Here is a 12,278-nt window from a genome sequence, read left to right as displayed (position 1 = left end):
AATGTCAGAAAACCGGATCGGCACGATTTTGCGCGGATTTTTGCCGGATGGGCAATTTCCAGCCGGAATCTCGCTTGGAAACAATACTTTGTTTGCGGCCATGATTGTGGCGTGCAACCTGTTCAAGCCGTGCGGCTCTACTTTGCCTGCGCCGCACATGCACCTACTATTCCGTACCCCTTCCTTCCGCGGGCAGGCTTGTGTTCCCCACATAGTCCTGTCCGCGTTTTTCTTTGCGCAGCCTGTAGGCGTAAAGCGGCATAAATCTGCGCAAAACGCGGAAATGCCGCGTCTGATATTGAATAACAAGGCCCAAAACCGGCATCTGCCCTCAAAGCTATCGAGACGACAAAAAGGGCAGACATCATGCGACTCTCACGTTTCTTCCTTGTTGCGGCAACCTGTGCGGGCCTTGCCGCGTGCGGCGACACAACCGGCGAACAGGCCATCCTGGGCGGCGGTGCAGGGGCAGTTGGCGCTGCCGTACTCAGCGCCGATCCGCTGTTCGGGGCCGCAGTGGGCGCCGCGGGCAACGTGTTATACTGCAAAACGCAGAACACCTGCCGCTAACCTGAAATTTTCGGGGCGCGTTTCGTCGCCCCGTCCGTCATCGCGCATCACGCCGTCGTGGGGGTTGCTCCCTGCGGCGGCGTTGTGCGTTTCCAGAACACCAAGCCAAAGGACGTTCCATGTTCAATAAGATCCTGATCGCCAACCGGGGCGAGATCGCCTGCCGGGTTATCAAGACCGCCCGCAAGATGGGTATCGGCACTGTTGCCATCTTCTCGGACGCAGACAAAAACGCGCTGCATGTGTCGATGGCCGACGAATCCGTGCATATCGGCCCGCCCCCTGCGAACCAGTCCTATATCGTGATCGACAAGGTCATGGACGCCATCCGCCAAAGCGGCGCGCAGGCGGTGCACCCCGGCTACGGCTTCCTATCGGAAAACGCCAAATTCGCCGAGGCGCTGTCGGCAGAAGGCGTGGCGTTTGTTGGCCCCCCAGTCGGCGCAATCGAAAGCATGGGTGACAAGATCACCTCGAAAAAGATCGCTCAGGAGGCCGGTGTTTCGACGGTTCCGGGGTACATGGGTCTGATCGAGGATGCGGAAGAGGCAGTCAAGATTTCCAACGAGATTGGCTATCCGGTGATGATCAAGGCCAGCGCCGGGGGCGGTGGTAAAGGCATGCGGATCGCGTGGAACGACGAAGAAGCACGCGAAGGTTTCCAGTCGTCCAAGAACGAAGCCGCGAACTCGTTCGGCGATGACCGGATTTTCATCGAGAAATTCGTGACCCAGCCGCGTCACATCGAGATTCAGGTTCTGTGCGACAGCCACGGCAACGGCATCTACCTGGGCGAGCGTGAATGCTCGATCCAGCGCCGGAACCAGAAAGTGGTGGAAGAAGCCCCTTCGCCATTCCTGGACGAAGCGACCCGCAAGGCGATGGGGGAACAGGCCGTGGCTCTGGCGAAGGCCGTGGGTTATGCCAGCGCCGGTACGGTGGAATTCATCGTTGATGGTCAGAAGAACTTCTACTTCCTTGAAATGAACACCCGCCTGCAGGTGGAACACCCTGTGACCGAGCTGATCACCGGCGTCGATCTGGTCGAACAGATGATCCGTGTTGCAGCCGGTGAGCCTCTGTCGATCACGCAGGATGACGTGACCCTGACCGGTTGGGCCATCGAAAACCGTCTGTATGCGGAAGATCCCTATCGCAACTTCCTGCCCTCGATTGGGCGTCTGACCCGCTATCGCCCGCCGCAAGAGGTCGCGGCTGGCCCGATGCAGGTAAACGGCAAATGGCAGGGCGAGGCACCCGAAGGTGAGGCCGCAGTGCGTAACGATACCGGCGTCTATGAAGGCGGCGAGATCAGCATGTATTACGACCCGATGATCGCCAAGCTGTGCACCTGGGCCCCGACCCGTGAGGCCGCGATCGAGGCAATGCGCGTGGCGCTGGACAGCTTTGAGGTCGAAGGTATCGGCCACAACCTGCCGTTCCTGTCTGCGGTGATGGATCACCCGAAATTCATCAGCGGCGACATGACCACCGCCTTCATCGCCGAGGAATATCCCGAAGGGTTCGAAGGTGTCACCCTACCCGAGGGCGATCTGCGCCAGATCGCAGCATCGTGCGCCGCGATGCACCGCGTGGCCGAAATTCGCCGCACCCGCGTATCGGGCCGGATGGACAACCATGAACGCAAGGTTGGCAAGCGCTGGGTCGTCTCGCTGGAAGGTCACGAGTTCGCCGTTCAGGTCAACGCCGACAAAGAAGGCGCGACGGTCAAGTTCGAGGACGGCTCGACCCTGCGCGTGGCCTCTGACTGGACACCGGGCGACCAACTGGCCGTTCTGGACGTCGATGGCAGCCCGCTGGTTCTGAAGGTTGGCAAGATCTCGGGCGGGTTCCGCGTGCGCAACCGGGGTGCTGACCTGAAGGTGCAGGTGCGCCGTCCGCGTCAGGCTGAACTGGCCAAGCTGATGCCGGAAAAACTGCCGCCGGATACCTCGAAAATGCTGCTGTGTCCGATGCCCGGCCTGATCGTAAAGGTCGATGTCGAGGTGGGTCAGGAAGTGCAGGAAGGTCAGGCGCTGTGCACCGTCGAGGCGATGAAGATGGAAAACATCCTGCGCGCCGAGAAGAAAGGCGTGGTTGCCAAGATCAACGCAGGCCCCGGCGACAGCCTTGCCGTGGACGATGTGATCATCGAATTCGAGTGATCATGACCGCGTTTTTGTCATATCTCCAAAGGTATCCGGCGTTTTGCGCTGGGGCCTTCGGGCGTGGCAAAAACGCTCAGCCGCCCTCGCGCCGCTCGCGGATTTCGCGTTCGCGCAGGGGGGTTTTGTCGATGGACCGGCCAATCTCACGCACGCTCCACGGGCTGGGTTTGCGCAGTTTGACCACGCCGTCCTTGTCGACAAACACCATCTGGAACCCACGCGGGCGCAGTTGCGACCGGATCGGGGATCGGGCCGACGGATCGGTGTCGGTCAGGACTACCACATCGCGGTCCCGCATGGCCACTTCCCCCTCAAGCAGCATGTCGACCTGTTGCTGGAACCGGGGGTCGGCTGGCGTGTCTGCGAAGACGATTATGGGCCGGTGGGTCCACAGAAATTCAGACAATTCACTGTCGCCGACCGGGCGGACAAATTCATCATCAGCAGGTGCAGACCCGTCAGCGGCCATCGCGGCCAGCGGGATTAGTGCCGAGAAAACAAGGGCAAGCGTTCTGTTCATGGGGCCTCCTGTCCCGTTGAATATAGCCTCTGCGCGCGCGAATGCGACTGACGAAATGCACATGATGCTCAATTTGTTGCGCGTTGCCCCGACCGATTGGATGCTGATCAACCATACGCACGGATTGCAGCCATCTGCGATCCGAATTGACAAGAGGACCCCTCAATGACCGACACAAAGGATTGGCGCGCGCTGGCCGAGAAAGAGCTGCGCGGACGGCCATTGGACGATCTGACCAAGGAAACGCTGGAAGGCATCGACGTCAAACCGCTGTATACGCAGGAAGACACCGCCGATCTGCCGCATATGGGCTCGCTGCCCGGTTTCGGCCCGTTCACGCGCGGCGTGAAGGCCACTATGTATGCGGGGCGCCCGTGGACGATCCGTCAGTATGCCGGTTTCTCGACCGCCGAGGAATCGAACGCGTTTTACCGCCGCAACCTGGCCGCAGGTCAGCAGGGCGTCTCGGTGGCCTTCGATCTGGCGACGCATCGTGGCTATGACAGCGACCACCCGCGCGTGGTGGGTGACGTGGGCAAGGCCGGTGTGGCCATCGACAGCGTCGAGGACATGAAGATCCTGTTTGACGGCATTCCGCTGGACAAGGTCTCGGTCTCGATGACCATGAACGGCGCGGTGATCCCTATTCTGGCGAATTTCATCGTCGCAGGCGAAGAGCAGGGGCATGACAAATCGCTGCTGGCGGGCACCATTCAGAACGACATTCTGAAAGAGTTCATGGTGCGCAACACCTATATCTATCCGCCCGAGCCGTCGATGCGGATCATCTCGAACATCATCGAATACACGTCGAACGAGATGCCGAAATTCAACTCGATCTCGATCTCGGGCTACCACATGCAAGAGGCCGGTGCGAACCTGGTGCAGGAGCTGGCCTATACGCTGGCCGATGGCCGCGAATACGTGCGTGCCGCGACCGAAGCCGGGATGGATGTGGACAAGTTCGCGGGCCGTTTGTCCTTCTTCTTTGCCATCGGTATGAACTTCTTCATGGAGATCGCCAAACTGCGCGCGGCCCGGACCCTGTGGCATCGCGCGATGACCGAATTCGGGGCCAAATCCGAGCGGTCGAAAATGCTGCGCACCCACTGCCAGACCTCGGGCGTGTCGCTGCAGGAACAAGACCCCTATAACAACGTGATCCGCACCGCTTATGAGGCGATGAGCGCGGTTCTGGGCGGCACCCAGTCGCTGCACACCAACGCGCTGGACGAGGCGATTGCGCTGCCGACTGACTTTTCGGCCCGTATCGCGCGGAACACGCAGCTGGTGCTGCAGGAAGAAACCGGCGTGACCGATGTGGTCGATCCGCTGGCGGGCTCGTATTACATCGAAAGCCTGACCAACGAGTTGATCGAAAAAGCCTGGGCCCTGATGGAAGAGGTCGAGGAGATGGGCGGCATGACCAAGGCCGTGGCTTCGGGTATGCCCAAGCTGCGGATCGAGGAAAGCGCGGCACGTCGTCAGGCGATGATCGACCGGGGCGAAGAGGTGATCGTCGGCGTCAACAAATACCGCAAGGAACAGGAAGACCCGATCGACATTCTGGACGTCGACAACGTCGCCGTGCGCGAAGCGCAGGTGGCGCGTCTGGAACGTATCCGTGCCACCCGCGACGAAGCAGCATGTCAGGCCGCGCTTGAGGCCCTGACCACCACCGCCCGCGAGGGTGGCAACCTTCTGGCCGCTGCCGTTGAGGCCGCCCGTGCCCGCGCATCCGTAGGAGAGATCAGCATGGCAATGGAAAAAGAGTTCGGTCGTCACCGCGCCGAAGTAAAAACGCTGGCTGGCGTCTATGGCGCGGCTTACGAAGGCGACGAAGGTTTTGCCGCGATCCAGAAATCCATCGAGGAATTCGCCGAGACCGAAGGCCGTCGCCCGCGTCTGCTGGTGGTCAAGATGGGCCAGGACGGTCACGACCGCGGTGCCAAGGTGATTGCCACCGCGTTCGCCGATATTGGCTTTGACGTGGATGTCGGCCCGCTGTTCCAGACGCCTGCCGAGGCCGCTCAGGACGCGGTGGACAACGACGTGCACGTGATCGGCATTTCGTCTCAGGCGGCGGGGCACAAGACGCTGGCACCGCAACTGGTCGAGGAACTCAAGAAAGCCGGCGCCGAGGATATTATCGTCATTTGCGGCGGTGTGATCCCGCAGCAGGATTACCAGTTCCTGTATGACCACGGCGTCAAGGCGATCTTTGGACCTGGAACAAACATTCCCGAAGCGGCGCAGGACATTCTGCGCCTGATCAGCGAAGCGCGCGGCTAACAGCGACCGCGGTTTTTCGACGAAAAATCTTGTGGTCCGCCGCCTTTGGCGAAAACATGCGACCAGACCTGCTTGGGTCTGGTCGTTTTGTTGGGAGGGCGCGCATGATACTCGATCATTTGGCCGTTGCGGGCGAGACGCTGGAAGAGGCGTCCGCGCATATCGAACAGGCGCTGGATGTACCGCTTCAGCCCGGCGGAAAGCACGAGAAATTCGGCACCTATAATCGCCTGCTGGGCTTGCGGGATGGTCTGTATCTGGAAGCAATTGCCATCGATCCGGATGCTCCGGTGCCCGAGCGTACCCGCTGGTTCGATCTGGATCGGTTCGCAGGCAAGCCGCGCCTGACCAACTGGATATGCCGTGTGCCCGATATCGAAGCGTCGCTTGCTTTGTTTCCCGATGGCGTCGGCACGCCGATTGATCTGACCCGTGGGGCATTGCGCTGGCGCATGGCTGTGCCGCCCAATGGCCGCCTGCCTTTTGACAATCTGTTTCCCGCGCTGATCCAGTGGCAAGGCGATCTGCATCCGGCGCAGATGTTGCAGGACAGCGGGTGCAGCTTGCGGCGACTGGTGGTGTACCACCCGGACGCGATGCGTTTGGCGCAGCATCTGGGCGCACTCGATCTGGTTGTCTTTGACACCGGTCCGGTGTCCATGCGGGCCGAGTTTGATACGCCGCACGGGCTGCGCGTGCTGGAATGAGGGTGCGTCAGGCCCAACCTTCGGACGCCGCCGACATTGCCGCGATCAACAACGCGATCATTCGCGACACGCTGGTGACCTTCACAACCGACGAACGCAGTGCCGAGGCGATTGCAGCCGACATCCGCCAACGTGGCCCATCCTATCTGGTGGTCGAGGATCACGGTGCGGTACTAGGCTCTGCCACCTACGGTCCATTTCGGCACGGGCCCGGCTATGCCCGTAGCTGCGAGCATGCGATCTATTTGGCCCCAGATGCGCGGGGCAAAGGCGCGGGGCGGGCTTTGATGACGGAATTGGAAGCCGCCGCATGTGCTGACGGAATCCATGTTCTGGTCGCCGGGGTGTCCTCGGCCAATCCTGCGGCCATTGCGTTTCACAAGGCGTTGGGCTTTCAGCAGGTCGGCCTGATGCCGGAAGTGGGGTTCAAATGGAACCGGTGGCTGGATCTTGTGCTGATGCAGAAAATTCTTGCCACTGAGTGACCTGTTCCACCTGACAGTCCCGAAATGGGACGCTAGGGTACGCCCATGTCGATCTGGACCCGCATATCCGACGCGCTGAGCGCGCTGGCCCAAGGCGAAAGCCTGACCGCTGTTTTCGAGAAGCTGCGCTCGCCGCCCGAGCGATCCGTGGCATTTACCATCGCGGTGATTGCCCTGGGCGCCAAAATGGCCAAGGCCGATGGGCAGGTGACGCGGGATGAGGTCACGGCCTTCCGCGATGTGTTCCAGATTGCGCGCGAGGATGAGGAAGGCGCCGCACGCGTCTTCAACATGGCGCGGACGGATGTGGCAGGCTATCAGGACTATGCCCGCAAGATCGCCCGGATGTTCGCCGAAGACAGCACCACGCTGTGCGATTTGATGGAGGGGCTGTTTCACATCGCAATGGCGGACGGGTTCTATCATCCTAACGAGAACGAGTTTCTTGAGGATGTCAGTCGCATTTTCGGCCAGACCGACGCGCAGTTTCTGGCCCTGCGCGCGCGTTTTGTGCCGGATGCGCCAAACGATCCTTACGTGGTGCTGGGTGTCTCGCGCGATATGCCGGTGTCCGAGATACGCAAAGTCTGGCGTCAGTTGGTGCGCGAGACCCATCCCGACGCTATGATGGCAAGGGGCGTGCCGGAAGAGGCGATCCGGCTGGCCGAGAAAAAGATGATCGACATCAACCGCGCCTGGGACGACATCAACGGCGCGCGAGCCTGAGCGGATGCGGCTGGCGACCTACAATATCGAATGGTTCGCCAATCTGTTCGACAAGAACGACGCGCTGATCGTGGATGACAGTTGGTCCGGGCGGCACGACGTGACCAAGGCGCAGCAGGTCGAAGCGATTGCCAAGGTTCTGACTGCGCTGGATGCGGATGCGATCCTGATTGTCGAGGCTCCGAACACCGGACGCAAACAGAACACCGTGCGGGCGTTACAACAGTTTGCCGAAGCGTTCGATCTGCGAACAAGTCATGCGATCATGGGGTTTGCCAACGATACCCATCAGGAACTGGCGTTGCTGTATGATCCCGGAGCCCTGACTGCGCGACACGATCCTCGGGGCGATGCTCATACGCCCCGTTTTGATGGCGATTTCCGCATCGATCTGGATGTGGACGCGACCGAAGATGTGGTGCGCTTTTCGAAACCGCCGATGGAACTGTCGATCCAGACACAGGCCGGATTTGAATTTCGTCTGATCGGGGCGCATCTGAAATCCAAGGCACCGCATGGGGCGGAAACGCGGGACGAAGCGATCCGGATTTCGATTGCCAATCGGCGCAAGCAGTTGGCACAAGCGATCTGGTTGGCCCGGCGGGTCGAGGCGCATGTCGAGGCGCAGGAACCGGTGATCCTGCTGGGGGACCTCAACGACGGGCCGGGACTGGATGAGTTCGAACATCTGTTCGGGCGATCCTCGGTCGAAATCTTGCTGCAGGCGGGTCTGTTTGATCCGCATGCGGTGACGGCACATGGCCCGCGACCGGGCTCGGTCCCCTCGACTGCGCGGTTTGCGCGGCCCAAAGAGGGGAAGTTCCTTGAAGCGCTGCTGGATTACATCATGATCAGCCAGGACCTGCGGGCCTGCCGCCCGGCCTGGCGCATCTGGCATCCGTTTCGAGACACGACCTGCTGGTCAAACCCGGAACTGCGCGAGGCGTTGCTGACGGCCTCGGACCATTTCCCGGTCACGCTGGATATCGATCTGTGATCTTTCCTCACGCCACCCCGGTGCCTATATTCCTGACATGAAACACATTCTGATCATCGCCGCCTTGTCGTCCGGCATCGGTACAACTGCGTTCGCGCAGGAAGAGGACAGCAAATCCCTGATGGAGCAAGGGGCCGAACTGTTCCTGGAAGGCTTGCGCAAGGAAATGGAGCCTGCATTGGACGAGTTGTTGGGCATGGCAGAAACCTTCGGCCCGGCGATGCAGTCCTTTCTGGAAGAAATGGGCCCCGCGCTGGCGGAACTGGCCGCAGAGGTCAAGGACTGGAGCGCCTATGAAGCGCCCGAAATACTGCCAAATGGCGATATTATCATCCGTAAGAAGCCAACTCAGGACGCGCCAGAGGATCCGAAAGCCGAGGAAGAAACCCCTGACGAAGGCACGGATATCTGAAGCGTTTCGTGCTTAACCTTTGATGATCACCCGCGCCTCGGATTTCAGCGCGCTTGAGAGCGAGTTCAGGCGCGCCTCGGCCACTTCGTTGAACAGAGGACCCGCGGCTTTGGGCAGGAACAGGTCAAGCTGCCGCTTTTTGGGATAGAACCGCAACCGTCCCATATTGGCATCGTTATGCATCCACAGCATCGCGCCGAACCGCATCGCCTTGCCCAGAATCTCAGCCTGTTTTTGCCCTTGCTCGTCCAGCAGCTCGTAAAACGGTGCGAACCGGTTGCCTTCGCGTTTGTTGCGATAGCGATGCTGCAAGGCGAGGCCGATAAAGACCCGTTCCGAGTGTTTCAGGCCCCCCAGATTGGCGCGGGTGACATAGTCAAAACACACCTCGGCCCGGTAGTCGGGATGCGCGCGCCAACTGACGTCGTGCAAAAGGCACGCCGCCTTGATCAGCCGAACCCGCGCGGGCGGGGCGGATTTGAACAGGGGCATGACGAAGTCATACAGGTGCCGCCCAAAGCCCGGCAGGCGCGCGTCTTTGGATTCGGAAAATCGGCTGGCCTCGATCAGCGGGTCGCGGTCGCGGATTTCCTGCGACATTTGTTCGTACAGCAACCCCTCGCGGATGCCATAGCTTGAGATCGCGATATCCTTGGGTTTGAAGGTGCGGATCAGTCGGGCCAGAACATCCATCGCATAGGGGATCAAAGCCATCCGGGAACTGGACACGCCAGCCTGACTGCGCAGCTTGTCGTGATCATTGGCTTCGATGAACTTGATCGTCTCGCGCACCTGTTTGGTGGTCATGCGGTATTCGTGCATGACATTCAGTGGGTAGCCGCGCCGCAACATGTCCAGCCGCGCAAAGGCGCGCCAGCTGCCGCCGACCAGAAACAGGCGGTCGCGCTGCTGGCCAAGCTGCGCGCGCAGGTCTTCCATCGTGCCCTTGATGTGTGCTTTGCGCGCCCGACGCCCGCCCTTGATGTCGCGCAGTTTCAGGGGGCCAAGGTCCGAGGTTACACGGCGACCCACTTGCCCGTCGCCAATCTCGGCCAGTTCCATCGAGGATCCGCCGATGTCGCAGATCAAACCATAGGCTCCGGGCCAGCCCAGCAGCACGCCCTGAGCGGACAGCCGGGCCTCTTCCCCGCCGTCGATCACGGCCACATGCAGGCCGGTTTCGGCTTTGACCTGGGCGCAGAAATCCGGGCCGTCCTTTGCCTCGCGCACGGCGGCGGTGGCAACGACATGCAGGCCGGGCAGGTCCAGATCGCGGGCCAGATGCTGGAACCGGCGCAACGCTGCCAGCGCCCGGTCGCGCCCGCGCGGGTTCAGCTTGCCGGTCTCGGACAGGCCGGCGCCAAGCTCGCACATGACCTTTTCGTTGTAGAAATAGGCGGGCGAGCGCGCCGCGCCGTCAAAGATCACCATTCGGACCGAGTTCGACCCTACATCGACGACCCCCACCCGCGACAGCGCGCGGCTGCCAGGGTCATCGAACAGAGGTTTACCGAAGGGGCCCCAATCCGGGATGTCGGTTTCGACGGTCTGATCCATGTGTCTTCCAGATATTCCAGACGTAAGATGCGAAATCCCCGGTGCCCGGTCAATCGCCAGTATCCATTTCGTATTGGTCCGTGTTCAGAACCCGGATGGCCAGCGACCGCGTGATTTCGCGCTTTTCGGCCAGCGCCAGTTGGTCCAGTTGTTGTACAACGTCCGCTGCGGTTTCAAAGCGGCGGTCCATGTGTTTGACCAGATAGGCAATGACCTCGGGTCCGGGGTTCAGCTGGCGGTCGACGAACAGCTTGGCCAGCACTGCACCCAACAGCGCGTCATCGGGGGGATCCAGTGCTACGTGATGCGCACCCTCGACCCGGCTTTGCAGATCGGCCAGCGGCAATTGCCAGAACCGAGGCGCAAGGCGGCCGGTCATCAGCAGGGCGTGACCTTCGGCAAGGACCAGATTGTGCAGGTGAAACAGAACCTTTTGCTGTTCGATATCGGCAGCAATATCCGGCACGTCTTCGACCGCGATGGCCGAGCGTGCCAGTTCCGGCACCTCGTCATGATGCAGGTCCGCCGCGCGCACGATACGTCCCCCGGTTTCGGCGGCCCAGACATGTGCCAGATGGGTCTTGCCCGCGCCTGCCGGGCCGCTCAGCACCAGTTTGTTGCCGGGCCAGGATGAGGCCGAAATCATCGCCACGGCCAGCGCATTAGAGGGCGAGACAAAGAAATCCTCGCGCCCCAGCGCGGTTTTGGCTGGTAGATCAAAGCTCAGTTGTCGAGCCATTTATTTGTCTTCCTGATCCGGGCTTTCAAGGCCGGTGTAAAGGCGACTGTCAAGATAAAGCGATGTGCCGAACCGCGCTACGACCCCCAAGGCTGCGGCGACAGGCACAGCGATCAGCATCCCGACAAATCCGAACAGCGCGCCAAAGACCGACAGGGCCAGCAGCAGCCAGACCGGGTGCAATCCAACCGAACTGCCGACCAGTTTGGGCGTCAGGAAATTGCCTTCGGTCACCTGACCCAGCGCGAAAATCCCGGCAACCAGACCGATATGGGCCCAATCGCCCCAGAACTGGAACAGGGCCAGCCCGATGGCCAGAGTACCCCCGATCAGCGCGCCCAGATAGGGGATAAAAGTGACCAGCCCGGCGATAAAGCCGACGATCAGCCCGAACTGCAGGCCGACAATCATCAGGGCAACTGCGTAGTAGGTGCCCAGGATTAAACAGACCGTGCCCATACCGCGTACGAATGAGGCCAGAACTGCATCGATCTCACTGGCCAGCCGCTTGATTGTGGGGGCGTGATCGCGGGGCAGAAGCTCTCCGATACGGGCGATCATACGGTCCCAGTCCAGCAGCAGGTAGACCGCGACAACCGGGACGATGACCAGCAGAACAACGATGTTGATGGCCGAACCCAGCGAGGCCAGCACCGTTTCCAGCACATCGCCGGTTTTCGATTTCAGAGTTTCCCCGAATGAGACCAGCATCTGATGGGTGCTGGATTCGCGGTCCAGCAAGGATGGGAATTGTTGTTCGACGAAGCCGCGCAATTGCTTGAACAGGCTGGGCAGGATGTCGACCAGTTCGAGCAGCTGCGTGATCAGGGCCGGGACGACCATCAGGATCATCAGGACGAATCCCAGAACGCCGACAACGGTTATGATGCCGGTCGCCGCAACCCGAGACAGGCCCAGCTTTTCCAGCCGGTCCGCAACCGGATCAAGGAAATAGGCAATCGCACCACCAATCACAAAAGGCAAAAGGACGTCGCCCAAGGTCCACAGGATCAGAATGAAAATCGCTGCGGCGAAGCCCCAGTATCTCAGTTGATCCTTTACCGGCAGCGCCATGGTCGTCCTCGTGTTTTGACCGTCGGGGATG

General features: G+C 60.8%; 12 protein-coding genes. 8 read left to right on the top strand and 4 right to left on the bottom strand.

Annotated elements, in window-relative coordinates:
- The first annotated feature begins 366 nt into the window (after positions 1–366).
- Positions 367–570, top strand: coding sequence for a hypothetical protein (locus ACR0C9_RS17870; RefSeq protein ID WP_170454887.1), 204 nt, complete (start codon positions 367–369; stop codon positions 568–570).
- A gap of 119 nt (positions 571–689) precedes the next feature.
- Entirely contained in the window at positions 690–2,735 is a 2,046-nt protein-coding gene (locus ACR0C9_RS17865; protein WP_480781604.1) for an acetyl-CoA carboxylase biotin carboxylase subunit, read from the top strand.
- 76 nt (positions 2,736–2,811) lie between these two features.
- On the opposite strand, the gene ACR0C9_RS17860 is transcribed toward ACR0C9_RS17865, so the two are convergent.
- Positions 2,812–3,258 carry a DUF4174 domain-containing protein gene (locus tag ACR0C9_RS17860; RefSeq protein ID WP_170520008.1) on the bottom strand — a complete coding sequence of 149 codons (447 nt, stop codon included), beginning with the start codon at positions 3,256–3,258 and terminating at the stop codon, positions 2,812–2,814.
- A gap of 165 nt (positions 3,259–3,423) precedes the next feature.
- On the opposite strand from ACR0C9_RS17860, the gene scpA reads away from it, so the two are divergent.
- The 6 genes from scpA to ACR0C9_RS17830 all read left to right on the top strand — a co-directional run bounded on the left by scpA (position 3,424) and on the right by ACR0C9_RS17830 (position 8,877).
- The gene (scpA, locus tag ACR0C9_RS17855) at positions 3,424–5,550 is read left to right on the top strand and encodes a methylmalonyl-CoA mutase (RefSeq protein ID WP_480781603.1); all 2,127 of its coding nucleotides are present in this window, start codon (positions 3,424–3,426) and stop codon (positions 5,548–5,550) included.
- A gap of 104 nt (positions 5,551–5,654) precedes the next feature.
- The gene (locus ACR0C9_RS17850; protein WP_480781602.1) at positions 5,655–6,257 is read left to right on the top strand and encodes a VOC family protein; all 603 of its coding nucleotides are present in this window, start codon (positions 5,655–5,657) and stop codon (positions 6,255–6,257) included.
- Entirely contained in the window at positions 6,254–6,742 is a 489-nt protein-coding gene (locus ACR0C9_RS17845) for an N-acetyltransferase family protein (RefSeq protein WP_480585151.1), read from the top strand. Before ACR0C9_RS17850 ends, ACR0C9_RS17845 begins: the two co-directional genes overlap by 4 nt.
- 45 nt (positions 6,743–6,787) lie before the next feature.
- Entirely contained in the window at positions 6,788–7,468 is a 681-nt protein-coding gene (locus ACR0C9_RS17840) for a molecular chaperone DjiA (protein ID WP_170454875.1), read from the top strand.
- Positions 7,469–7,472: 4 nt separating this feature from the next.
- A complete protein-coding gene (locus ACR0C9_RS17835) occupies positions 7,473–8,465 on the top strand; it encodes an endonuclease/exonuclease/phosphatase family protein (RefSeq protein WP_480626954.1) in 993 nt (330 codons plus the stop codon).
- 37 nt (positions 8,466–8,502) lie between these two features.
- A complete protein-coding gene (locus ACR0C9_RS17830) occupies positions 8,503–8,877 on the top strand; it encodes a hypothetical protein (RefSeq protein WP_480626953.1) in 375 nt (124 codons plus the stop codon).
- A gap of 12 nt (positions 8,878–8,889) precedes the next feature.
- Here the strand turns inward: ACR0C9_RS17830 and ACR0C9_RS17825 are convergent, their stop codons facing one another.
- The 3 genes from ACR0C9_RS17825 to ACR0C9_RS17815 are packed head-to-tail and all read right to left on the bottom strand — an operon-like array spanning position 8,890 to position 12,247.
- A complete protein-coding gene (locus ACR0C9_RS17825; protein ID WP_170454869.1) occupies positions 8,890–10,434 on the bottom strand; it encodes a Ppx/GppA family phosphatase in 1,545 nt (514 codons plus the stop codon).
- 49 nt (positions 10,435–10,483) lie between these two features.
- Positions 10,484–11,173 carry an HdaA/DnaA family protein gene (locus tag ACR0C9_RS17820; protein WP_480708621.1) on the bottom strand — a complete coding sequence of 230 codons (690 nt, stop codon included), beginning with the start codon at positions 11,171–11,173 and terminating at the stop codon, positions 10,484–10,486.
- Positions 11,174–12,247: an AI-2E family transporter gene (locus ACR0C9_RS17815; protein ID WP_480781601.1), complete on the bottom strand. Its 1,074-nt coding sequence runs from the start codon at positions 12,245–12,247 to the stop codon at positions 11,174–11,176.
- Between the last annotated feature and the right edge of the window lie 31 nt (positions 12,248–12,278).

The sequence above is a fragment of the Ruegeria sp. C12 genome, from assembly GCF_056537745.1.
Note: the sequence above shows the minus strand (reverse complement) of the source record. Positions and strands in the feature narration are given on the sequence as shown.

Bases quoted from the DNA above. Each gene is read 5' to 3' on its own strand.
- ACR0C9_RS17870 (WP_170454887.1), top strand. From the start codon at position 367: ATGCGACTCTCACGTTTCTTCCTTGTTGCGGCAACCTGTGCGGGCCTT.
- ACR0C9_RS17865 (WP_480781604.1), top strand. From the start codon at position 690: ATGTTCAATAAGATCCTGATCGCCAACCGGGGCGAGATCGCCTGCCGG.
- ACR0C9_RS17860 (WP_170520008.1), bottom strand. From the start codon at position 3,258: ATGAACAGAACGCTTGCCCTTGTTTTCTCGGCACTAATCCCGCTGGCC.
- scpA (WP_480781603.1), top strand. From the start codon at position 3,424: ATGACCGACACAAAGGATTGGCGCGCGCTGGCCGAGAAAGAGCTGCGC.
- ACR0C9_RS17850 (WP_480781602.1), top strand. From the start codon at position 5,655: ATGATACTCGATCATTTGGCCGTTGCGGGCGAGACGCTGGAAGAGGCG.
- ACR0C9_RS17845 (WP_480585151.1), top strand. From the start codon at position 6,254: ATGAGGGTGCGTCAGGCCCAACCTTCGGACGCCGCCGACATTGCCGCG.
- ACR0C9_RS17840 (WP_170454875.1), top strand. From the start codon at position 6,788: ATGTCGATCTGGACCCGCATATCCGACGCGCTGAGCGCGCTGGCCCAA.
- ACR0C9_RS17835 (WP_480626954.1), top strand. From the start codon at position 7,473: ATGCGGCTGGCGACCTACAATATCGAATGGTTCGCCAATCTGTTCGAC.
- ACR0C9_RS17830 (WP_480626953.1), top strand. From the start codon at position 8,503: ATGAAACACATTCTGATCATCGCCGCCTTGTCGTCCGGCATCGGTACA.
- ACR0C9_RS17825 (WP_170454869.1), bottom strand. From the start codon at position 10,434: ATGGATCAGACCGTCGAAACCGACATCCCGGATTGGGGCCCCTTCGGT.
- ACR0C9_RS17820 (WP_480708621.1), bottom strand. From the start codon at position 11,173: ATGGCTCGACAACTGAGCTTTGATCTACCAGCCAAAACCGCGCTGGGG.
- ACR0C9_RS17815 (WP_480781601.1), bottom strand. From the start codon at position 12,247: ATGGCGCTGCCGGTAAAGGATCAACTGAGATACTGGGGCTTCGCCGCA.